The sequence below is a fragment of the Huijunlia imazamoxiresistens genome (genome assembly GCF_037132455.1).
GTDB lineage: Bacteria > Bacteroidota > Bacteroidia > Chitinophagales > Chitinophagaceae > Flavisolibacter > Flavisolibacter imazamoxiresistens.
In genome coordinates this window covers 311,136-334,019 of sequence record NZ_JBBBEI010000005.1, presented here as the reverse complement: position 1 = coordinate 334,019, position 22,884 = coordinate 311,136, and the positions used below count along the sequence as shown (strand labels likewise).

General features: G+C 55.3%; 19 protein-coding genes and 3 tRNA genes. 12 read left to right on the top strand and 10 right to left on the bottom strand.

The features are described 5' to 3' along the window. Positions 1 to 196 precede the first annotated feature (196 nt). The 3 genes from V9K67_RS08830 to V9K67_RS08820 form a co-directional block, all read right to left on the bottom strand. Positions 197 to 1,624: a CCA tRNA nucleotidyltransferase gene (locus tag V9K67_RS08830; RefSeq protein ID WP_336721570.1), complete on the bottom strand. Its 1,428-nt coding sequence runs from the start codon at positions 1,622 to 1,624 to the stop codon at positions 197 to 199. Between the two features lie 102 nt (positions 1,625 to 1,726). Further along, positions 1,727 to 2,305, bottom strand: a complete 579-nt coding sequence (locus tag V9K67_RS08825; protein ID WP_336721569.1) for an L-threonylcarbamoyladenylate synthase — start codon at positions 2,303 to 2,305, stop codon at positions 1,727 to 1,729. 18 nt (positions 2,306 to 2,323) lie between these two features. Beyond that, positions 2,324 to 3,307 carry a glycosyltransferase family 9 protein gene (locus V9K67_RS08820; RefSeq protein WP_336721567.1) on the bottom strand — a complete coding sequence of 328 codons (984 nt, stop codon included), beginning with the start codon at positions 3,305 to 3,307 and terminating at the stop codon, positions 2,324 to 2,326. Between the two features lie 127 nt (positions 3,308 to 3,434). On the opposite strand from V9K67_RS08820, the gene V9K67_RS08815 reads away from it, so the two are divergent. From V9K67_RS08815 to V9K67_RS08790, 6 genes are all read left to right on the top strand, one after another. Further along, complete coding sequence (locus tag V9K67_RS08815; protein WP_336721566.1) at positions 3,435 to 4,247, top strand: 2,3,4,5-tetrahydropyridine-2,6-dicarboxylate N-succinyltransferase; 813 nt, start codon at positions 3,435 to 3,437, stop codon at positions 4,245 to 4,247. 98 nt (positions 4,248 to 4,345) lie between these two features. After that, a complete protein-coding gene (locus V9K67_RS08810) occupies positions 4,346 to 5,272 on the top strand; it encodes a DMT family transporter (protein WP_336721565.1) in 927 nt (308 codons plus the stop codon). A gap of 56 nt (positions 5,273 to 5,328) precedes the next feature. Then, positions 5,329 to 5,410: transfer RNA gene (locus tag V9K67_RS08805), tRNA-Leu, on the top strand. 276 nt (positions 5,411 to 5,686) lie between these two features. After that, a tRNA-Leu gene (locus V9K67_RS08800) sits at positions 5,687 to 5,768 on the top strand. 282 nt (positions 5,769 to 6,050) lie between these two features. Next, a complete protein-coding gene (locus V9K67_RS08795) occupies positions 6,051 to 7,220 on the top strand; it encodes a hypothetical protein (protein WP_336721564.1) in 1,170 nt (389 codons plus the stop codon). A gap of 154 nt (positions 7,221 to 7,374) precedes the next feature. Next, positions 7,375 to 7,456, top strand: a tRNA-Leu gene (locus V9K67_RS08790). Between the two features lie 89 nt (positions 7,457 to 7,545). On the opposite strand, the gene V9K67_RS08785 is transcribed toward V9K67_RS08790, so the two are convergent. The 3 genes from V9K67_RS08785 to budA are packed head-to-tail and all read right to left on the bottom strand — an operon-like array spanning position 7,546 to position 10,044. Next, on the bottom strand, positions 7,546 to 8,604 hold the full coding sequence (locus V9K67_RS08785) for a GNAT family N-acetyltransferase (RefSeq protein WP_336721563.1): 1,059 nt from the start codon (positions 8,602 to 8,604) through the stop codon (positions 7,546 to 7,548). A 34-nt stretch (positions 8,605 to 8,638) separates the two neighbouring features. Beyond that, positions 8,639 to 9,250, bottom strand: a complete 612-nt coding sequence (locus V9K67_RS08780) for a DUF1572 family protein (RefSeq protein WP_336721562.1) — start codon at positions 9,248 to 9,250, stop codon at positions 8,639 to 8,641. Between the two features lie 26 nt (positions 9,251 to 9,276). Continuing rightward, entirely contained in the window at positions 9,277 to 10,044 is a 768-nt protein-coding gene (gene budA / locus V9K67_RS08775) for an acetolactate decarboxylase (protein WP_336721560.1), read from the bottom strand. Between the two features lie 141 nt (positions 10,045 to 10,185). On the opposite strand from budA, the gene V9K67_RS08770 reads away from it, so the two are divergent. Beyond that, positions 10,186 to 11,247, top strand: a complete 1,062-nt coding sequence (locus V9K67_RS08770) for an NAD(P)H-dependent flavin oxidoreductase (RefSeq protein WP_336721558.1) — start codon at positions 10,186 to 10,188, stop codon at positions 11,245 to 11,247. A 99-nt stretch (positions 11,248 to 11,346) separates the two neighbouring features. Here the strand turns inward: V9K67_RS08770 and V9K67_RS08765 are convergent, their stop codons facing one another. After that, a complete protein-coding gene (locus V9K67_RS08765) occupies positions 11,347 to 13,260 on the bottom strand; it encodes a PAS domain-containing sensor histidine kinase (protein ID WP_336721555.1) in 1,914 nt (637 codons plus the stop codon). 152 nt (positions 13,261 to 13,412) lie between these two features. Here V9K67_RS08765 and V9K67_RS08760 point away from each other — a divergent pair, with 152 nt between their 5' ends. Beyond that, positions 13,413 to 14,141: an HAD family hydrolase gene (locus V9K67_RS08760; protein ID WP_336721553.1), complete on the top strand. Its 729-nt coding sequence runs from the start codon at positions 13,413 to 13,415 to the stop codon at positions 14,139 to 14,141. Between the two features lie 24 nt (positions 14,142 to 14,165). Here the strand turns inward: V9K67_RS08760 and V9K67_RS08755 are convergent, their stop codons facing one another. Then, positions 14,166 to 14,927, bottom strand: coding sequence for a transporter (locus tag V9K67_RS08755; protein WP_336721551.1), 762 nt, complete (start codon positions 14,925 to 14,927; stop codon positions 14,166 to 14,168). 869 nt (positions 14,928 to 15,796) lie between these two features. Here V9K67_RS08755 and V9K67_RS08750 point away from each other — a divergent pair. Further along, positions 15,797 to 15,952: a lmo0937 family membrane protein gene (locus V9K67_RS08750; RefSeq protein WP_336721549.1), complete on the top strand. Its 156-nt coding sequence runs from the start codon at positions 15,797 to 15,799 to the stop codon at positions 15,950 to 15,952. 261 nt (positions 15,953 to 16,213) lie between these two features. Here the strand turns inward: V9K67_RS08750 and V9K67_RS08745 are convergent, their stop codons facing one another. Together V9K67_RS08745 and V9K67_RS08740 are read right to left on the bottom strand one after the other, a co-directional pair. Beyond that, positions 16,214 to 18,121, bottom strand: coding sequence for a DUF294 nucleotidyltransferase-like domain-containing protein (locus V9K67_RS08745; protein ID WP_336721547.1), 1,908 nt, complete (start codon positions 18,119 to 18,121; stop codon positions 16,214 to 16,216). Further along, complete coding sequence (locus tag V9K67_RS08740) at positions 18,088 to 18,810, bottom strand: 3'-5' exonuclease (protein WP_336721546.1); 723 nt, start codon at positions 18,808 to 18,810, stop codon at positions 18,088 to 18,090. The genes V9K67_RS08745 and V9K67_RS08740 overlap by 34 nt, the downstream gene beginning before the upstream one ends. 944 nt (positions 18,811 to 19,754) lie before the next feature. Between V9K67_RS08740 and V9K67_RS08735 the strand changes: the two genes are divergently transcribed. From V9K67_RS08735 to argC, 3 genes are all read left to right on the top strand, one after another. After that, on the top strand, positions 19,755 to 20,456 hold the full coding sequence (locus V9K67_RS08735) for a GNAT family N-acetyltransferase (protein WP_336721545.1): 702 nt from the start codon (positions 19,755 to 19,757) through the stop codon (positions 20,454 to 20,456). A gap of 76 nt (positions 20,457 to 20,532) precedes the next feature. After that, positions 20,533 to 21,792: an argininosuccinate synthase gene (locus V9K67_RS08730; RefSeq protein ID WP_336721544.1), complete on the top strand. Its 1,260-nt coding sequence runs from the start codon at positions 20,533 to 20,535 to the stop codon at positions 21,790 to 21,792. Between the two features lie 36 nt (positions 21,793 to 21,828). Then, on the top strand, positions 21,829 to 22,854 hold the full coding sequence (gene argC / locus V9K67_RS08725) for an N-acetyl-gamma-glutamyl-phosphate reductase (protein ID WP_336721543.1): 1,026 nt from the start codon (positions 21,829 to 21,831) through the stop codon (positions 22,852 to 22,854). Positions 22,855 to 22,884: the final 30 nt, after the last annotated feature.

The window sequence follows — 22,884 nt, the reverse complement described above, 5'->3', positions numbered from 1 at the left end:
TTCGTGGTTTGTGGTTCATGGTTGTCGTGTTACGGGTAAAGCTCATTTGTAAGCGCTACAGTCACAAAGCGGGCAGTTCACCAGTTCACGGGTTCACAAGTTCACGAGTTCGGCTGTCGCATCGGACCTCCGCCCCGCTCCCACCATCAAACGCACTCCCTTCGGGTTACGCTAACTACAAACCACGAACCACAAACTACTGGGCCGTCTTCGGCTCCAGTTTAAATTCCCGGCCTTTGTCCAGCATAAACTGGAAGGCGGCCTCGTAGTTGTTGGGGATCAGGCCGTCGAGGATGCCTTCCTTGATGGCGTTTTTGATGAAGCCCACTTCCCGGCAGGGGCCGATGCCGAAGGTTTCCATGATCAGCTCGCCGGTAATGGGCGGCTGCCAGTTGCGGATGCGGTCGCTTTCTTCCAATTCGTGGCAGCGTTGCCGCACCAGCTCGAAGTTCTCGAAGTAGCGCTTGGCCTTTTTACGGTTCTTGGTGGTGATGTCCGATTCGCAAAGCAGGATGAGGTCGTCGAAGTCGGTCCCCGCATCGAACAGGAGGCGGCGGATGGCCGAGTCGGTTATATTTTCCTGCGACAGGCTGATGGGGCGCAGGTGCATCTCCACCAGCTTGCGCACATATTTCATGTTGTCGCCCATGGGCAGCTTCAGCTGGTTGAAGATCTTGGGCACCATGCGGCCGCCGACCACCTCGTGGCCGTGGAAGGTCCAGCCGTGGGGTTCCTCGAAACGCTTGGTGGCGGGTTTGCCGATGTCGTGCAACAGGGCGGCCCAGCGCAGCCACAGGTCGCCGGAGCGGGCGGCCGTATGGTCCAGCACTTCCAGGGTGTGGAAGAAGTTGTCCTTGTGGCCTTTGCCTTCGATATACTCGGCCCCTGCCAGGTCCACGAGCTGGGGGAAGATGTAGTGCAGCAGGCCGCTGTGAAACAGCAGGCTGAAGCCGATGGAGGGCTTTTCGCTGAGCATGATCTTGTTCAGCTCGTCGGTTATGCGTTCCTGCGAGATGATCTCGATGCGGGCGGCATTTTTACAGATGGCCTCGAAGGTTTGCTCTTCGATATGAAAATGCAGCTGGGTGGCGAAGCGTACGGCCCGCATCATGCGCAGCGGGTCGTCGCAAAAGGTCTGGTTGGCGTCGGTGGGGGTGCGGATAATCTTTTTGTCGATGTCCTGCAGGCCGCCGAAGGGATCGAGCAGCTTGCCGAAATCCTGCGGGTTCAGGCTAATGGCCAGGGCGTTGATGGTGAAGTCGCGGCGGTTCTGGTCGTCGGCCAGCGTGCCGGGCTCCACCTCGGGGTTGCGGGAATGGTAGCGGTAGCTTTCCCTGCGGGCACCGACGAACTCGACATCGAAGCCGTCGCTGAGCTTGAAGTAGGCGGTGCCAAAGTTCTTGAAATAGCTCACCTTGGGATGCGGGTGAAAGCGGTTGGCGGCACACTTGGCCAGCTCCAGCCCGTCGCCTACGCACACAATATCGGCGTCCTTGGTAGGACGGCCCATGATCTTGTCGCGGACGAAGCCGCCGATCAGGTAACAGGGCGTCTGCAGCTGCTCTGCCGCCGCAGCCACTGTTTCAAATACCTTTTCTTCCCGTTCACTTAGATGAATATCCATGGTCCAAAGATAAAGTTCACGAGTTTACAAGTTTACGAGTTTACGAGTTCCATACGGGCGCCGGCAACTCGTAAACTTGCAAACTCGTGAACTCGTAAACTGTTATTTGCGAATAACAACGTGCGTGCCATCGTTGTTCCATTTGATGATCTGCGAGGGAAGGGCGGCGGTTTCGTCGTCCTGGCGCCAGCCCACCACGTGGTCCACGGCTTCCCGGATCTCGGGGGCGATCTGCGCAAAGGTCTGGGGCGTGGGCTGGCCACTGATGTTGGCCGAGGTGGAGACGATCGGCCGGCGGAGGCGCCGCACCAGGTGGCGGCAGAATTCGTCGCGGACGATGCGGATGGCGATGGAGCCGTCGGCAGCTACCAGGTTGGAGGGCAGCCCCAGGGCCTGCTCGAAGATGATGGTCGTCGGCCGCTCCTGCTGCTGCAGGAAATCGAAGACGCCCAGGTCCGGCGCCGCCACGTACTGGATGATGTCCCGCTCGCCGGCCACCAGCACGATCATGCTTTTGCTGTCCTCGCGCTGTTTGATCTCAAAGATCCGGCGTACTGCCGCCTCGTTGGTGGCATCGCAGCCAATGCCCCAGACGGTATCGGTAGGATACAGGATGGTGCCGCCCCGACGCAAAACCTCGAGAGCTGTTTCCACTTCCTGGTCAAAATTTATTTCGCTCATAATTATATTGTCTATTGCTTATTGCTTATTGGCCATTGACTGTTTCACCCGGTCCACTATCAGCCGGGACTCCAGTTGCTGGAGGCATTGCGGCACCTCGTACAGGGGGCATTTGTTTTTCAGACAAGGTTCGCAGGAGAGCTGGCCCAGCCGGATGATGGTACGCAGGCCGCTGTTGTAGGGAGCGGTATTGGCCTCGTTGCCGGCGCCGAACAGCACCACGGTAGGGGTGCCCAGGGCATTGGCCAGGTGGGCCGGGCCCGAGTCGGTGGTGAGCAGCAGGCGGGCCGATGCCAGCAGCTCCGCCAGCTGGGGCAGCGCCGTCCGGCCGGCGGCGGAGGTGATGCCGTCCTTGCGGGGCAGCTTTTCATACACCTCTTCTACGAACGCTTTTTCCCCCGGTCCGCCGATCAGCACCAGCGGGGCGGTAACGCTTTCCCGCAACAGTCCGATCACCTCCACGGCCTTCGGCACCGTCAGGCGGCGTGAGGACGCTTCGGAATTGATGTTGACGGCAATATGGTCCTTTTGGGCATAGGTATGCTGCAGCAGCACCTGCGGCGGGGCAGCCTTTTTCCCGGTGTACAGCTCCAGCAGCGACACGTACTCCTCCACCCGGTGGCCCCTTTGGGGCTTTGAATAGGAATGGGTCAGCAAAAAGCTGCGGCCTTCCTTTTTAAAGCCGATGCGGTTCTTCGCTCCCGTGGCATAGCCCATCAGGGCCGAGGAAAAGGAGTCGGGCAGGCAAAAAAACAGGTCGAAGGGGCCACCCCTGCGTACCTTCCGCCCGAAGCGCAGCAGGCCCATAAAGCCGCGGTACGCGTCCTTGCTGAAAACGTGCTGGTGACTTATACCCGGGAACAGGGGCAGCAGCCCGTGAATGCCTTTTTTGGCGATCACGCTGATCTCCGCCCCGGGATAGGCTTCCTGCAGGGCGCGGAGGAAGGCGGCCGCCATGACCATATCGCCCAGCCAGTTGGGTAAACGTACAAGTATCTTCATGATCGTAAGCTGCGGCAAGATGGCGAAAGTTGGGCGATTTTCAAATTCAACTATGTTTGCACAAATTTTAGCCGTGGGGTCCTGTTACAGGAACCCATGCCTAACAAACATTACAAATTACCAACAAATGAAATTAAGAGAGTCTGTTGAACAAGCCTGGGGCAACCGCCAGATGTTAAGCCACCAAACGTTTCAGGACGACATCCGCGCGGTGATCGACCTGGTGGACAAAGGCCAGCTGCGGGTTGCCGAGCCTACCGAGAACGGCTGGCAGGTGAACGAATGGGTAAAACAAGCCATCCTGATGTACTTCTCCATCCAGCCTATGCAAACATGGGATGTGGCCCCCTTCGAGTTTTACGACAAAATGCTGCTGAAGAAAAATTATAAGGAGATCGGTGTACGGGCCGTTCCGCATGCCGTTGCCCGTTATGGCGCTTACCTGGCGAAGAACGTGGTGCTGATGCCCTCCTATGTGAACATCGGCGCTTACGTGGACGAAGGCACCATGGTGGACACCTGGGCTACCGTAGGCAGCTGCGCCCAGATCGGCAAGGGCGTGCACCTGAGCGGCGGCGTGGGTATCGGCGGCGTGCTGGAACCCCTGCAGGCTTCCCCGGTAATTATCGAGGACGGCTGCTTCCTGGGCTCCCGCTGCATCGTGGTGGAAGGCGTACGGGTGGAAAAAGAAGCGGTACTGGGCGCCAACGTGGTGCTGACCCAAAGCACCAAGATCATTGACGTGAGCGGTCCCGAACCCAAGGAATACAAAGGTGTGGTACCCGCCCGCAGCGTGGTGATCCCCGGCAGCTACCCCAAAAAATTCCCCGCCGGCGAATACAACGTGAACTGCGCCCTGATCATCGGCACCCGCAAGGCCAGCACCGACCTGAAGACCAGCCTCAATGATGCGCTGCGTGACTTTAATGTAGCCGTTTAATCTATAGTAGTATACAAGTTTACGAGTTTACGGGTTTACGAGTTGTCCGGACCTGGAAGCAACTCGTAAACTTGTAAACTCGTAAACTTGTAAACTTTTTGACGACTAACCAAAAACATCAAACGCTAAATTTTAGCGGTTTCCTGATTGCTTTTGCGGGGGCAGTGCTGTTCTCCACAAAAGCAATTTTCGTTAAGAAGGCCTTTGAACAGATACAGGTGGACCCGCTGACGCTGCTGACCATCCGCATGCTGTTCGCCCTGCCCTTTTACGTGGTGACGGCCTGGGTGGTGCGGCGCCAGGAGCCCGGTGTACGGATGAGCGGCCGGCAGTGGCTGGCGATCCTGTGGCTGGGCATTATGGGTTATTACCTCAGCTCACTTTTCGACTTCATCGGGCTGAAGTATATTTCGGCCGGGCTGGAGCGGCTGATCCTCTTCCTCTACCCTACCTTTGCCCTGCTGATCAACCGGTATGTATACAAGCAGCCCCTGCACCGCAACCAGCAGCTGGCCCTGCTGCTGACCTATGCGGGCATCGGCCTGGCTTATATCGGCGAATTGCAGATCGACACGTCGAACCCCAACTTTTTCCTGGGCTCCTTTCTTATTTTCCTTTGTTCCATCACCTATTCGTTTTATATCGTGGGCAGCGGGCGCATCATTCCGCAGGTGGGGGCGACCAAGTTCACGGCTTACGCCATGATGGCCGCCACGGCGGGCATTTTTGTGCACTTTGCCCTTTCCCGGCCCTGGTCTGATTTACAGAGCGGCGCCACCCTGTGGTGGTACGGTATTGCCCTGGCGGTAATAGCGACGGTCATTCCGTCCTTTTTGCTGTCGCTGGCGCTGAAGCGGATCGGGTCGAACAATACGGCCATCGTATCGAGCATCGGCCCGGTTTCCACCATTGTGCAGGCGCATTATTTTTTGGGCGAGCAGATCTTTCCCGGCCAGTTGGTGGGCACGGTGCTGGTGGTGGCGGGTATTTTGATGCTGAGCTGGAAGAAAAAAGGAGGAAGCTGAAAAAAAATTTGGTCGTTTCCAAAAGAATTCTACATTTGCACTCCCAAACGCAACCTGCCCAGGTGGCGAAATTGGTAGACGCACCGTCTTCAGGTGGCGGCGCCGCGAGGTGTGCTGGTTCGAATCCAGTCCTGGGCACAAAAAGCCTTTCAGTTCTTCTGAAAGGCTTTTTGCTTTTAGGGCTACCTTGGCCTCCTACCGAAGAGCATTATCTTAAGAGCTGAACACGTGCTCCCGAATTGTATTCCGGGGAAGGACGCTTTGACCTAGGGAACCAAATGGCTCAGGCATTCAAAGAAAACCAAATAAGGAAAACGACCATCCTTCTCCCCTGCTCAAAAAATATTTTAACACTGAAAAAATTTCTTTGCAGTTTCAATCCTTCCCCTATATTTGCACTCCCAAACGCAACCTGCCCAGGTGGCGAAATTGGTAGACGCACCGTCTTCAGGTGGCGGCGCCGCGAGGTGTGCTGGTTCGAATCCAGTCCTGGGCACAAAAAGCCTTTCAGTTCTTCTGAAAGGCTTTTTGCTTTAGGGTATCCTGTCGCCTACCTATCTTCTATTCTCCAGGTAAAGAGTTGCAGCAACGGAACTCCGGCAAAGCTCGGCGCCATGCTTTTTTACCCTAAGCATAAACCTGTACCAGCTGTTTCTCGCGGATAAAGATGTCTAAAACCTTTTTATATTAGCGATACTGCAAGCACAGCAGGCTTATCCCGGGAAATATAGCCAAACCGGCAATAGAGCTGCCAGACAACCATTCTAACGATCACCATATGAGCAATGTACACAGCCTGGTCTTCAACAATGGGGAAAACGCCAATAAGGATCAAACCCCAATCGGCAAAAGTCAGCAAACAAATAAACCCAGGAAGGAGACCAAAGCACATAAAAAGCAACTCGCCGTGGACGCTCTCCCCCCGCACGGCATCTTATATTTCGATAACTTAACGGTTTCCATTGAAGACTTGCTTTACGAGAGGGAAAAAGCGAACCCAACCGGGGAGGAAAAATCAAACCCGACCCATAAAGATCCATTTAAATTCCTGTCGGACCTGAAAGTGAAAAGAGAAACGAACTCCCTTCGCTGGAAAGACCTTTACAAACTGGAGTTAGCCTTAGCGCGGCTTTTACCCGATGAACGACTGGCCCGGGAAGTCTGGCACCTGCGTTTAAGATACCGGGATATAGTGGGACTTGCAGAGTATGAAGCCTACCTGGCATCAAAGCCACCAGATCTTGAAGGCTCGTCGAAAAAGAGCAACGATCAGGACAAGCCCTCAGAGATAGGCGCTCTCAGAGCAGATATGGAATACCTGTTGGGAAAAATATACCTGCAGTATGCTCTTATACCGGTTACCGACGCTTTACATAAACGCAATTCTAACCGTGTTACCTATTCGATAATAGGAGGCTTATTTGTTATCATCCTTACTGGCATAATATATTATTTTCTTACCCTAAAGGGATCCCTCCAGATCAACCGCCCAACCGCATCTGTGAATCATTCCCTGGCACTACCTTCCGGAGCATTTTTACTCGTGCTGTTCTTTGGTGCAATGGGAGGCCTGTTAAGTATGCAACAACGTTTTATGAGCACATCCCGCGATGGCGATCCTATAATGAATGTTTCAGAGTTGTCGCAAAGCTCCATCCGGCTCTTTACCCCAGCCTTTAATGGTGCCCTGTTCGCTTTATTGTTATATGTCCTTGTTCGGGGAAAGTTGCTGGATGGCAGCTTATTTCCAGCATTTACGGATCACGCCGATTCTCAGGAAATAGGGAAAAGCATAAAAACATTTTTAAATGAACGGCCTTCAACAAGTATAGACTATGCAAAATTGATCATTTGGTCATTTATTGCCGGTTTTGCAGAACGTTTTGTTCCGGATACTTTGTCCCGCTTTATTTCTTCTAAGGATGCGATAGGAAAAGCAAAAACATAAACCATGTAAAGATGGATATAGACGGCGAACCCGTACAGGAAGTTCCATCCCTCTACCCGCGGCCGGAATTTTTTTCTGTTACAGGTAAAATAGTTTTGAAATTATACTTGCAGTTTCAACTCTTCCCCTATATTTGCACTCCCAAACGCAACCTGCCCAGGTGGCGAAATTGGTAGACGCACCGTCTTCAGGTGGCGGCGCCGCGAGGTGTGCTGGTTCGAATCCAGTCCTGGGCACAAAAAGCCTTTCAGTTCTTCTGAAAGGCTTTTTGCTTTATCCTCCTTCCGGCATAAAAATATTCCCGGCGCCACTCCGTTAAAGCGGCTTAAATAAAATCAAAGGCGGAAACATAAAGAGGACGTGCTTGGATATCCATGATCTCTGTTTCATTCAAATGAGTAAAGGATGCCATAATCAGCGCCTCCGAGTCCCGGACAAAGGCATGCAGCAACCCCTTCCGCCCCCTGCCCTCCAAGCGTTTGCGTACGGGGCAGTTTTCATCCATCCAGTACATGGCCCCTTTCAGCTTTTCCTTGGCCAGCAATCCTTCAAATAATTCGAAGAGCCGGCTTTCGCTTCCCGGCGCCGCAAAAATCCCTTCAAATGCCAGGAACTCAAACTTCTTCGGATGAAATAGCTTATTCAGTACCGGTACCAGCGGTACCACCTTCATGACGATCTTACCAAACAGGCCGGGCATTTGGTTCACCACCCAATGCACCCGGTGGTACTGGCAACCGGCAACGACTTTTCCCTTTTCGCGGATCACATAATAATTGTTGTTCAGGAAAATGGAATTGAACTGGACCAGGGCGTGCTGTGTATACTGCTGCTGCAGCAGGCCCTCCAGCTCCTGGCGCACCGGCCCGGTCGCCACCTGCTCTATGTCCTTGTTTTTCCTTGGAAAAAAGCGGCTGAAACCATGTGTTTTCAACAACCCGATCTGCTCGTAGCCTGCATTCCGGACTGAGGTATACGAGGCTTTATTCTCCTTTTCCACGAAGGCAAAAAATACGGTCTTCTCCTGCTCCTGGTCCCGGATAGCAGTCATCACCTTTTCCGCATACCGCTTCATGATGCCCTGGCCCCTGATTTCCTTAGAGGCAGCAAAATACCGGATATAATAACTGTTGTACCGGCGCTCACCGGCCGTAACCGGGGTATTACAAAAAACCGCCGTACCCAGCATTTTTCCCTGCCGGGTAATGGAAATCAGCGTGGGCCGGTGCAGGTGCCCTATCCGCTCCTCCGTGTTCCGGTGGTTGTATACGGGCCCGCTCTGCCCCCACGCTATGTGTTGCAGGAACGCCCTTGCTTCATCCGTCAAACCGGAATGCCGCCAGAGGGCAAACGCTCCCTCTTCAAATAATAATTTCTTTTCCATAGGGTGCCTGTTCCATCTATATGTTTCAATCATTTTACCGGCTTTCTTCCCCGGGCTGCTGTTCCCGGTCCGGGTTTCCTGCCGGGTTATGGAGGAATTCATCGGTAAAATGTGCCCGTTTCCTTTCGGCGGCAAACTTTTCCGCATTATACGCTTTCGATCCGCCCCGGGGGATACTCAGGCTTTCCCAGTGCCCGTCGGAGATCATTTTTCCCAAAAAAACGATCTGTCCTACGTGATAGGGATAATGCGCCAGCTGCCGGTTGATGGCTTCCAGTACGGTATGCCCCTGGTTACGGATATAAATGATTTTATCCAGGTCTTCGGCCTTCAGGGGCCGCAGGGCCGAAAGCAGGCAGTTCCAGCCCTCTTCCCACAGCCGCAGCACTTCCTGCTTGCTGCGCCGATCGTTGTCAAACTCCTCCTCGCGGTGGCGCCACTCCTTCTCCCCGTCGGAAGTCAGAAAATCGGTCCAACGCGACAACATATTGCCCCATAAATGCTTTACGATCACCGCAATGCTGTTGCTGTCGCTGTTGTACTGCCAGAACAGCTGTTCTTCCGGTATGCGGGCAAGGGTCTTATCGCCCAGTAACTTATAATACTCAAATTGCTTGATGACGCTTTCCAAATAATTAGAATCCATAATCGCGGATTTATAATTCGAACAATCTATTGTCCCTTTTCCACCTTTTTCAATTCTTCTTCCCGGTCCTCTTCCAGGCTTAAGTTCCGGAACGCTTCTCCTTCCGGTAAAATAGTGGATAACTGCAGTGCCTGGTCGACCAGCACCACCGCCTTGGCGATTTTGAAATCCAGCACATGGCCGCCGGCCTTCCGGTCTTTGGTGATGAAATGAAAGTGATACCCGGGAACATTGACGCCCTTGACAAACGAGGGGAAGCGGAAACCTACCATGATGCCCTCCACCCGTTCCAGCATAAAAACGGGCTGCGTCTTTACGATCTCGGTCATCTTTACATAAGGAGGCTGCTGCCTGGGAACACTGCGGGTTTTCACCAGCTCGAACGTCCCTTCTACCAGCAGGGCATAACCGTAATTGAGGCTGGTCAGGAACGAATCGATATGGGCGGTGCAGGCGGCATAATTCCAGCCCGGCAGCAGGGGCAACGCCTTGCCGGGCTTAAACTGGGTAATGGTGGCCCAGGGAACTTTTACGCTGTCGGGCAGCGCATACGGAACACCGTCCGATTTAATAGCGTAGGCTTTGTTCTTATACACCAGCAGCTCGCCGTCCAGGCCGTTGACCGTGCCGATGCCCATGTTGCCGGCCTTCTTTACTTCTTTAAGGGAAAAAGGACCATCGTAGATCCCCGACAGCAGGGCGTCAATGGTGGAAAAGGTCGTGATGCCGTTCTTCTGGGCAAAGGAAGGAACCGTTAGCAGCAACAGGAAGGCAAACAGGAAAGTGGAACGCATGGTTTTGATTGAGGAAGTGAAGGTAAAAAATGTTCCGGGGTTTCCACCTCACCCGTCCCGCCTTCGGCGGGACGGGTGAGGTCTTTGAAGTATATTTACCCTATCCGCCCGCTCCTTCGAAACCCGCAACCGCCTTTTCTTATGAACTGGAAAAACGAAATCACGGAAGCCCTCCGCATCGACTACCCCATTGTACAGGCGCCCATGCTGGGCGTGACTACGCCCGCTATGGTGGCGCAGATTGCCAACGCCGGCGGACTGGGCTCCCTGCCGGTAGGCGGACTGTCGCCGGATAAAACCCTCGAGCTGATCCGACGTACAAGGGAACGGACGGACAGGCCCTTTGCCGTCAACCTGTTTGCCCACGGCATACCGGAGCCCCGGCAGGGGGAAGTACAGGAAATGAAATCCTTCCTGGTACGCCTGTGCGCCCAATACGGGCTGCCCTTTGCAGAAAAAGACTTCGAACCGTTCCGGTTTTACTCCTATAGGGAACAAATAGGCATCCTGCTGCAGGAACAGGTGCCCATCGTCAGCTTTACGTTCGGCAACCTGGATGAGGAAAGCATTCAGGCGCTGAAAGCAAAAGGAACGGTACTGATCGGAACAGCTACCTCCACCCAAGAAGCCCTCCTGCTGGAAGAAAAAGGCATCGACATCATCACCGCCCAGGGCATCGAGGCCGGCGGCCACCGCGGCACTTTTTTAGATGAAGGGCCCCTGCCGCAGGTAGGCCTGGTATCCCTGCTCACGGGCATCACCAGCCGCACCCGGAAACCCGTGCTGGCTGCCGGCGGCATCTGCGACGGGCCCACGGCAAAAGCTGCCTTTATCATGGGCGCCAAAGGCCTGCAAATAGGAACGGCTTTTATTGCTTCGGACGAAAGCGCCGCCATCCCCGCCTACAAGGAAGCTTTAGCGCATGCCGCCGATACCGACACCGCCCTTACCCGGGCCTTTTCGGGACGCTGGGCCCGGGGCCTGCGCAACCGCTTTATGGACGAAGTGGAACGTTCGGGCCTGGCCATTCCCGCCTACCCCGTACAAAACAGCCTGGTAGCCAAAATCAGGCTGCTCTCGCAGGCGCAAAACAACAAGGAGCTGACCACCCTCTGGGCCGGCCAGTCTGCCGCCCGGGCAAAAGCCCTGCCCGCCGCCATGATCTTCAGGGATTTAATAAAAGAGGTAGAAGAGCTGCAATAAGCAATACACAATAATCAATAAGCAACCCATTGTTCCGGCCAGCAGGATAACATTCTGATTTAAGCACCCCGCTCCAAATGGAGAGGGCCGGGGGTGAGGTTAAGCCGGCAGCAGCACCCGGAAGGTGGCGCCCTCGCCGGGGAGACTTTCGGCCCAGACGTAACCCTGGTGATTTTCCACCACCTTGCGCACGATCGACAGGCCGATGCCCGACCCTTTATACTCGGTATTGCCGTGCAGGCGGGTAAAGATGTTAAAAATCCGTTCGGCATCCTGCTGGTCGAAGCCGATGCCGTTGTCCTGCACTTCTATCAGGTGATACGACTTATCTCCTTCAGCGGCGGTGGCTTTGCCTGCCGTTTCACTGCCTTTGACCAGGCGGGCCGTTACCGTAATGCGGGGAACCGTGCCTGCCCGGCTGTATTTGAGGGCATTGCCGATCAGGTTCTGGAACAGCTGCTTCAGTTGCTGGCGGCGGCCTTTGATGGTGGGCAGCTCGCCCACCTGTACGTCGGCGCTTTTTTCCTGGACCAACAGGTCCAGCTCGTCGAGCACCACCCGCAGCTTGGCGTTCAGGTCTACCAGCTCCTGCTTTTCGGTGCCCCGGCTGACGTGGCAGTAGTCCAGCAGGTCGTCCACCAGCACGCTCATGCGGCGGGCGCCCCGTTCGAGGCCTTCCAGCAGGCGGGTTTCGTCCCCGTCGAGCCGCTCGGACAGGCGCAGCTTCAGGCGGTCGGTAAAAATGTTCATCTTGCGGATCGGCTCCTTCAGGTCGTGGGAGGCGGCATAGGCAAATTCGGCCAGGTTGGCATTGGAGCGCTGCAGTTCGTCCATCAGCTGCTGCTGGTAAATCTGGGCTTCCTTGAAGGGCGTGATGTCGGTAAAGATGGTGATGATATGGTCGCGGTCCAGGCAGGAAATGGTGATCTCCATCCAACGCCTGGTGGGCTCCAGGAAGTACTGGCTCACCTGGGGTTTGCCCGTTTGGAGGGTTTCCAGGCAGGCCTGGCCGTAGGGGGACAGCATAATGCCCGGCACGATCTCTTCGGCGGTTTTACTCAGGTAAATGTCGCGGGGAATGCCGGCAATGGCTATGGCGGCCTCGTTGGCCAGGATGGTGCGGCCGTCGACCACCGCTCCTTCCGCATTGCGGATCACTTCGGTCACCGAAATGCCGTTGGCCGAATACCTCAGGATGTTGTCGAGCATGGTCTTTTGTTCCGACATCTCCAGGGCCGCCTTCTTTTGTTCGGTGATGTCGGCAAAGGTGACCACCACGTTATCGGCATCCATCCGGACGCAGGAAACCATAAACCACGAGTCGATGTCGCCCAGGGCATAACGGGCTTCGAAGCGGGCCGGCACGCCGGTTTCAAAAACGGTGCAATACTTTTTAAAAATTTCGCCCGAGGCGGGGAACAGCTCCAGCATCGTTTTCCCAACTACGTCCTGGAGGGCACCCGGGTTCAGCTCTTTGAACATCGCATTCACCATAACGTACCGCAGGTCGCGGATCGTCCCGGAAGCGTCGCGTACGGCGGCACAGGTGCACAGGCCGTTCAGCGAGGAGTCGAAGATATGCTGCAGCAACTGGGCCTGGCGCTCCTTTTCCTTTTCCGCCTTCACTTCCGCCGTACGGTCGCGAATGATGCTCAGCACCCCTTCCTGTACCCTGCTGCGCTGTATGTGGTAATAACCGTCGCAGGACGGATTGTAGTAGGTAAACTCCATAGAGGCGCCGGTTTCCCATACCTGCACGCACTGTTCAAAGATGCGGCGGCGCAACTTTTCGTCGACATGGGGAAAGGCCAGCAAGCGCCGGCCCATAAGCTGCAGGTGGCTGCAGCCAAACAGTGCGGCCGCTGCGGGATTGCAATACTGCGTTTCAAAATCCACTACCGGTCCCTCCCCGGTAACAAAGGTTTCATACACCGGCACCATCCAGACCACCGAATCCGTCTGGGCGTCCAGGAGGGCTTCCATCAGTTGTTGCTTCAGGGGTTCTTTCACCATGGCCAAAGTAATATGTGTACAAAATACATTACTTTTCAATAAGCAAAAACAAATAGGAAGCCGAAAGCCTGATTTTTCTTCCGGCGCCCGTTTTCCGGCGCTCCCGGCGAATGGCTGAATTTGACTACCTTTGCGGCGCCTACAACATATTCATGCAGAATTCATTAGCCACCACCGCCCCTCTTCGGAGCATTGCCGCTCTGGAAGAAACGCCGACAGCCGCCTTCACCGCCGCCATTTTCGACATGGACGGCACCCTGATCCACAGCACCCAGGCCGACTACGAAGCCTGGAGAAAGCTGTTTGCCGACTATGGCATCGACCTGACCTTTGAACGGTACTTTCCCCTGCTGGGCAAAAAAAGCGCGGATGTCGTCAGCTCCCTGCTGCACCTGGAGGGCGCCGAGGCGGATGCTGCCATGCAACAGAAAATGGCGTATTTTAAAGAATTCGCCCTGGAAACCGGCATCCAGACCATTCCCTTCGTGGAAGCCTGGCTGGAAAGCCTGCAACAGCAGGGCCTGAGGCTGGCCCTGGCCACCAGCTCGCGCCGCCCCAAAACCGAGCTGGTGCTGGAACAAACCGGCCTGGGCCGCTTTTTCGAGGTGATCGTCACCGGCAATGAAGTGGAACACGGCAAGCCCGCCCCCGATATCTTCCTCAAGGCCGCCCACCGCCTGCAGGTACCCGCCGCCGACTGCATCGTGTTCGAAGACGCCGCCAGCGGCGTGCAGGCCGCCAAAAGCGCCGGCATGACGTGCGTGGCCATCACCACCACCCATGCAGCCGCCGACCTGGGGCAGGCCGATACCATTATCGACAGCTATGAAGCAATGGATTTCCGGGCGCTTTGCGCCGCTGTTTCCCGGAGCGCTTCTTAAGTATACCCGGCTTCCGGGGAAGTGTCAGGGCCGCAGGCGGAACGACACGCCCAGGGAAATAAAATAGTCCGGGGCTTCCGCCGAAATGCCTTTGCCGCCAAACAGGTCGATCTTCAGGTCGTTGGAGGGGAAATACGCCAGCCCGCCATCCAGGTGGTGCTGCGGTGCCTTGCCTTTTTGCAGGTAGCCGAACACTTCCAAAAAGGCTTCCCATTTTTCCCCGATCTTCCATTCGGGGTCCACGGAATACAGCCATTGCGGCTGCGCCTGCTCGCCGTCCCATTCCGGGCCGATGTTGTAATCGAGCTCCAGCTTGCCGGTGAGCTGGTTTTTAAACAGCAGGCGCACGGTGGGAAACACATGGGACACCCGGTGGTCCCGGGAAGCAAGGGCAGGAAGGCCCACCAGGGTATACAATGAGGTGGCGGGACGCATGCCTTTTTCTTCGGCCAGCTTTGCCTTGAAGCCCACTTCCACCGGCTTCAGGCCGTAGTGATACTCCTTGGCGACCTTGTCCCGCCAGGTTTCAGACGTCAGTTCCGTCCGCAGTTCCCAGCGGTCCGACAAGCCGAATTTCAAAACAGCCTCCGGGTGCCGGAGCATATATGCCCCGTCCCGTTCCTGGTCCTTTTCGATGCCCGCTTCCACCTGCAGGTAGCCTTTGGAAGTGAGCCCGGGCGTCTGCGTCTGGCCCGGACGGTCGGACTCGATCCGGTCCTCCTGGGCAAACGCGCTGCCTGCCAGCAAACACATCACGGCAAAAAGTCCACACTGTTTCCGTTTCATGGCAGAAACCACTTCAAATCTTGTGCAGATTCAGGCATCCCTTAAAATAAAAATCCCCTCGCAAAGAGGGGAAGCTTATAGGCGTTAATGATTTATGATGCAATCGGGAATACGGAACGCCCGTGATTTTTTAAAGGATAGAAAAGGAACGATGCAACAGGGAAACGGATGAAAACGGTTTTCAGGGAAGCTGGATAAGTTTTCAAGGATGGTGGAAAAAACGGGAGGAATCTTTATAGTTCCGGAGGCGAATGTGGTACGAAGCTCGGGAAGAAAGGCCTTTTATGGCTGAGTTTTCGACGAAACGGGGATTTTGCCGGTTGAATGCCGCCAAAAAGCCGATTTTGTCTTCCGTTGGCTTCCTATAAAAAGCAAAGGAAGCAGGAAAAAGCAGGGACGATACCAATAAAAATGCGGAAAGGACGGGCTGAATGAAGGGGTATTTTGGGGAAAGGCCTTAAAAAGAAAAAGGGCCTAGGTAGAAACCTGAGCCCGTTTTTAATCCGTACCCTATGAAAACTTGAAGCAAGATACTATCATTTTTCATTTCTCAAAAAAAAACTTCGGAAAATTTAAAACAGCGCTTTTTCCCAGAACGGGCAGCGTTGATTGTCAAGGCGATCAGCAGCTATTCCACTCCCACCCGGCCTGGCCGGCCACAGCCATTTTCCACCGGCACAGCTATCCCTCAACGTTGGCCGGCACAAGGCAGGGCAACGGACACATCAAAATATAAAACAACCTCAGCAGCAGGCCCGCACCGGCAGCTCCGGTGGCGCCATTACCTCAAGCTCTGCATTATATTTTGGCAAGGTTTTGACTATAGATAAGCCTGGAAATGATATTGTGAACCCGAAAAATTTATCATTATGAGTAGCTTATTGTATATCATCGCCGTTATCCTGATTATCGGATGGTTACTGGGTATGTTCGCCTTCCATGCGGGCGGTTTGATTCACATCCTGCTGGTATTAGCAGTGATTGCGATCCTGGTACGTATCATCGGTGGCGGACGACCGGTATAACGGCGGAGGAAAACACCACCTACTGAAATTTACAAAAGAGGGAGAGTATAAAGCGTAGGCATATGCGCTTTTTACCTTCCCTCTTTTTCATTTAAGGGAGGGATAAAAAAAGAGCCCACTGTAGAAACAGCGGGCGACTAACGATTGCTTGCCATATGAAGACACAAAAGTAGCCGCCCGCCGGCAATGTCCGTTATTGAAAGATTCTATGTCCTCATAGACAAATCCTATGAGGCAGGAGGGTTCGGAACCCTGCTCCCATTACCCGAAAAGGTTATTGGTGAATTCCATTTTGATCCGCGACTGGAATTCCTCGATGGTTTTAAAGATCTCTTTCAGCGTTACCAGCTCAATTTTGGTCAGGCTGCGGATGTTGACGTAATTATCCGGCTCCGCCTTATCGCGGATGATCTGGGCCGCCTGCTTTTTCAGGCGCAGGCGCATCAGCAGGTAGTACGACTGCATCAGTTCCTGGAAGGCGGTATCGTTGAGCACCTCTTTGGCCCTCAGCGCCTTCAGCCGCTCCCCCGTATTCACCTCGAACACCCGGTTCTTCAGGGCAAACACCCGTACCAGGTCCACGATGGGCGTCATGGCCCGCTTGATGTCGAACACTTCCTGGGCCCCGCGGGTGGTGGTGCGGATGTTTTTAAAAAAGGTCAGCGGCGGTTCGTACTGCAGGGCGTTGCGGGCAATGTGGTAAAAGAAGGCCTGCAGCGGCTTTTGCAGCTCGGCATCCAGGAACGCCCGCAGCTCGTCGATGATGGCCGCATCGCCATAAAGGTGGCGGCAGTCGAAGAAGGTGGCGAATTTCATGGCCGTTTCGGGCACCGACTCCTCCATCCAGCTGACGTAATTGCGCTTCCAGTGCGAGAGGGAATGGGTCCATTTGGGATTTTTGGCCATGTAGCCGCCGGTACAGAAGCTGAAGCCAATGCGGTCGAGCTTGCCCGAAACCTCCGCGGCAAACTCCAGGAAGTAGGCCCGCACCTCTTCGCGGTGCTCGTTGGCCTTGTCCTCGTAAATGATGGCATTGTCCTGGTCGGTTTTGAGGGTCTGCTCCTTGCGGCCCTCGCTGCCCAGCACCATGAACACGAATTTGGCCGGCGGCGGCCCCATTTTGTCGATCACCTCCTCGATCACCTTGACGGCAATGGTATCGGCGATGGTGGTGATCAGCTGGTTGACGATCTCGGCATTCACGCCCCGGTCCAGCAGCCGGTTCACCATCTGCGGCACCTGCTGCCACTTGCGCCCCAGCTCCTCCTCCGACACGGCCAGCTTGACCGCCTGGATAAAGACCATGGGCGACTCGCCCTCCTCGCTCATCAGCTTCTTACGGCTGACGATGCCGGTATACTGCCCGTTCTCCTCTACCAGCAGGTAGCGGCTTTTGGTGCGGAACAGCATCAGCAGGGCTTCGTACACATAAGCGTCCTTGCCGATAGATACCACCGGCCCCTCCATGATGCGGTGCACGGGCTGCTGCACGGAAGCTTCCAGGGCCACCACCTTGTCGCGAATGGTGCGGTCGGTAATAAAGCCCCCGATCTTGCCCGCTTCGTCCAGCACCATCAGGCAGCTGATGCGGTGTTTCCCCATCACCCGGGCCGCTTCGGCCACCGGCGTGTGGCCGGGGCAGGAAATGATCTCCGCCGATTCCACGCTCTCGATCCGGCGGGTATAGGCCTGGTCGGCGGCAATGTAATTTTTTTCGGTGGCGGCGGCCTGCTTGAAGAAATGGGTAAATTCCTCGTTCATCATCCGCTTGCCGAAAGCGGTGGTAAAATAGTGCAGGAAGGGTTCGTAGTTGCGGGCCAGCTCGCGGAACTCCTTGCGGTGAAGAAAGTAAATGACGGTGCCCTTTTTGGCGATGACCGTATGGAAAGAGCGCCGCTGGTTGAGCAGCACCGACATGCCGCCAAAGCAAAAGCCCGGGAGGAAGTGTTCCACCAGCCGCTTATTGAGGGCGCTGTCGTAGAAAAAGGATTCGTATTCGCCGGCGACAATAATGTCCACCCCCTTGAGCTGCGACACATCCTGGCGGTAAATGACCGTGTCGCGGCTGTAGCGCACCTCCTCGAGGTTGCCGGCGAGGTCGGCCAGCACGTCTTCGGGCAGCAGGTCAAAGGGTTTTACGGTACGAAGGAAGGCGAGCCGGTTTTCCATAAACAATACAGAATTAAAGAGATCACAAAAGCACTGAGCAGGGCTGCCAGCAGGCCGGAAGTGCGTCCCGACGGGGCGGCAACGGCTTCCAACTGCGGTGGTCCCGCCTTTTCCGGGTCAATATCGCCTCTTTTTATTAATTCAAAAAAACATTCGGCGGTTGCCTGCGCATCGGCCAGGGCGTTGTGGGGGTGCCGTTGCGGTTTTTGGAACAGCAGTTCGTACAGCTCGCCCAGGCGCAGGAAGTGGGCGGCGGGGTTGCGTACCAGGTGGCGGGTACCCTGCATGGTGCAGAAGGCGGGCAGGCCGGGCAGGGGGTCGGCAAGGCCCGAGCGGTAGAATTCGGCGCCGGCAATATGGGCGTCGAAGGCCATGAAATGGCCCAGCACCAGCGGTTGGAAGGTTTCGAGGTCGGCGGCCAGCCGTGCCAGCACCTCGCGGCGGGGCCGGCCCTTTTCCCGCAGGAAGGCGGCCGTCAGCCCGTGGACCTGGAAGGCGGAAGGCGCTATGGTGAAGTCATCGTCGCTGATGTAATGGTCTTCCTGCCGTACCAGCACTCCTTCGCGGGTATACAGGAGCCAGGAAATTTGAAGGGCGTGGGGCCAGTTGTCTTTTTGGGAATAAGGCGCATTCCACCGGCGGGGCTTGCCCGAGGTTTCGGTATCGATGAAGAGGAGGTAATCCTGCACGGAAAAAATTTAATGGCCAGGCAATGTTCCGGCAACCGGAAGGAGGGCAAAGGTACAGCGGGAAGGGAAAGTGCAGCCAAAAAAATCCCTCCCGCGCCGGCGGAAGGGCTAAAAATTTCGAGGGCGTTTGCTAAAAGCAGGGCATTTTCTATACGGACATTAGACGCCTTGAATTTTTCCAGGGCCGATGTTAAGGGAACCAGGGGACAGATTGAAAACGGGCGAATGCGTTGCGAAGCGGTTGTTCACAGCTGGTGGCAGGTCGGGGTCGCGGCCCGGAATTGGATCTTAATGAAGAGCAACCCTACTGATTACAGATTTGCAAAATAAAAATAAGTAAAATTCTCAAGCTCGACAATTCGAAATATCCCCAAAACTTTGTTAAGGAAATTCCTGTAAGCCAACAGGGCCGCTATACAATCCCTTCAATTTTGGCGCCGTTTTTCCCAAACCGGGACAATCCTGTGGCTGTCAGCCCCAAACCGATAATGAAAATTTAAAATAACGGGGGCCGCTCCCCGGCCAAAAGCCGGAAAAGCACGCCGCCCCCGCCCCGCCCGGATGGAAACCCCCAAACGGGGGATTCCGGCGCAATTTTAGAAGTGGAAAAAGAGAACGAAAATCCATTCCGGAGGGAGCCGTATGGGACAAAAAATAAGGCAAAGAATTAAGCATTTTTTTTGCGCAAATCTCAGCTCAACCTATAACTTTGCACCGACTTCTAAGAAAGTGAACACAAACACACATAACAAATACTACATTTTCCACGCTTTCCTGGCAACAGGTGTGTATGCTGTTTGTTTTGACCTGTTCCGCTACCTGTCAAGACGACCTGAGTGCTGATAGGACGAGCACCCAACCAAGGCCCCTATCAGTGAATTTTCCCCGACGTATCGTAAATTACTCAGGAGTGGTTATCCGCACTTTTTAAATCTTTTTTTACCGTGGACAATCAAAACATCATTATAAGGGTGGCAACCCCTGCCGATGCGCATTTTTCTGAAATCATCACCGACGAAATGGAGGCTTCGGCCAAGGCACGGGGAACCGGCATCGCCAAACGCTCACCCGCCTACATCACCCAGAAAATGGAAGAAGGCAAAGCCGTCATTGCCGTTACCGATGACGGTCAGTGGGTAGGCTTCTGCTATATCGAAACCTGGAGCCATGGCGATTACGTGGCCAACTCCGGCCTGATCGTTTCCCCGGCTTTCCGGAAAAGCGGCGTCGCCAAAGGCATCAAGCACCGCATCTTCGAGCTGTCGCGGGAAAAATACCCCAACGCCAAGATTTTCGGCCTGACCACCGGCCTGGCCGTGATGAAGATCAACAGCGAACTGGGCTACGAGCCGGTAACCTATTCCGAGCTCACGCAGGACGAAGCCTTCTGGGCCGGCTGCAAAAGCTGCATCAACTACGAGATCCTCATGAGCAAGGACCGGAAGAACTGCCTGTGCACCGCCATGCTCTACGATCCCAAAGATCACTACGAGCCCAAAGAAACCGAGGAGCACTTTAAAAAGAAGTCGAAGGTGTACGAACGCCTCCTGCAACTGAAACAAAGCAAGTTCCTCAACCGGCTGAAACGGCTGCAGGCCAACCCCTCGCGGTTCAAAGCCATTCTCGGGTCTTTCTTTAACTTTTAATGCCAGCTCCCCGCCCGTCGGGGAGCTTTGAATTATATAATATCACATCAAACCCTTTAAATCACAGCATTTAGAAATGCAGGAAACAGCAAGCACTTCTCTGGATCAAAGCACCCCGGGTGCCGTTGGAAAAAAAGTAGTCCTGGGTTTTAGCGGCGGACTGGATACGACTTATTGCGTAAAATACTTAAGCGAGGAAAAAGGCTACGAAGTTCACAGCATTATCGTCAATACCGGCGGTTTCACCTCCGAAGAATTGCAGCAGATCGAGGCCCATGCCTACAAGCTGGGCGTGAAAAGCCATACCACCATCGACGCGGTAAAAGGCTACTACGACCGCATCATCAAATACCTGATTTACGGCAACGTGTTGAAAAACAACACCTACCCCCTGAGCGTAAGCGCCGAGCGCCTCAGCCAGGCCCTGCACATTGCCGAACACGCCAAAAAGCTGGGCGCCGACGCCGTGGCCCATGGCAGCACCGGTGCCGGCAACGACCAGGTGCGCTTCGACATGATCTTCCACATCCTCATCCCCGGCGTGGAAATCATTACCCCCATCCGCGACCTCAAACTGAGCCGCGAGCAGGAGATCGAGTACCTCAAAGGCAAGGGCATTGAAATGAACTTCGCCAAGGCCATGTACTCCATCAACAAGGGCCTGTGGGGCACTTCCGTGGGTGGAAAGGAAACCCTCTCCTCCAAAGGCCTCCTGCCGGAAGAAGCCTGGCCCACCCAGGTAACCAAAAGCGGCAGCGAGGAAGTAAAGCTGTCCTTTGAAAAAGGCGAGCTGAAAAAGATCAACGACCAGGCCTTCGATCACCCGACCGAAGCCATCCAATACCTGCAAACGCTGGCCGGCCCCTACGGCATCGGCCGCGACATCCACGTGGGCGACACCATCATCGGCATCAAGGGCCGCGTGGGCTTCGAAGCCGCCGCCCCCATGGTGATCCTGAAGGCCCACCACGCCCTGGAAAAGCACGTGCTGACCAAGTGGCAACTGAACTGGAAAGACCAGCTGGCCCAATTCTACGGCAACTGGCTGCACGAAGGCCAGATCCTCGACCCCGTGATGCGCGATATCGAGGCCTTCCTGCAAAGCGCCCAGGAAAATGTGACCGGCGACGTGTTCCTGCAGCTCCTGCCCTACCGCTTCCAGGTGATCGGCATCGAATCCGCCTTCGACCTGATGAGCAGCAAGTTCGGCAAGTACGGCGAAATGAACACCGGATGGAGCGGCGAGGACGTGCGCGGCTTCAGCAAGATCTTCGGCAACCAGACCTCTATTTTCTACCAGGTAAAAGAGGCCGCCGGACAAGAAAGCGCTTCCTAACCAACGTATTGTACATCCTATTCCTTTTCAATCTCAATGGCAACAACTAAACATACCACTACGAGCCCCGGTTCCGCTTCAGGAACCCGGGTGCGCGTAGGTGTGGTGGGCGGCGCCGGCTATACCGGTGGCGAACTGATCCGCCTGCTGATCCACCATCCCCAGGTTTCCGTTTCCTTTATCAACAGCCGCAGCAATGCCGGCAAGCCGGTCTATGCCGTGCACCAGGACCTGGTGGGCGAAACCGACCTGCAGTTCTCCGGCGACCTGCACGACGATATCGACGTGCTGTTCCTCTGCGTCGGCCATGGGGAAGCCCGGAAATTTTTGGAAGAAACCCCCATCGACGAATCGGTGAAGATCATCGACCTGTCGCAGGACTTCCGCCTGAATCCCAAGTCGGCCATCGGCAGCCGCCAGTTCGTCTACGGCCTGCCCGAGCTGCACAAGGAAAAGATCATCGCGGCCCACAACATTGCCAACCCCGGCTGCTTTGCCACCGGCATCCAGCTCGGACTGCTGCCCCTGGCCAAGGCAGGCCTCCTGGGCGAAGTGTACACCACCGGCATTACCGGCTCCACCGGTGCCGGCCAGAGCCTGGCGACCACTTCCCACTTTTCGTGGCGGGCCAACAACATCCAGGCCTATAAAACCCTGTCGCACCAGCACCTGCACGAGATCGGCCAGTCGCTCTACCACCTGCAACCCGGCGGGCAGATCGACCTGAGCTTCATTCCCTGGCGCGGCGACTTTACCCGCGGCATCTTCATCTCCTCGCAGGTGGACTGCGAGCTGGGTGAAGGCGACCTGCTGGCCCTGTACGAGGAATTTTACAAGGACCACCCCTTCACCGTGGTGAGCCGCTCGCCGATCTTCCTGAAGCAGGCCGTCAATACCAACAAATGCGTGCTGCAGCTGGAAAAAGTGGGCACCAAATTAGTAGTGCATTCCGCTATCGACAACCTGTTGAAAGGCGCCAGCGGCCAGGCCCTGCAAAATATGAACCTGATGTTTGGATTGGATGAGTGTGCGGGCCTAAATTTGAAAGCGAATTACTTTTAACGCCGTAGCGGCAAGGGCCGCTACCATAGC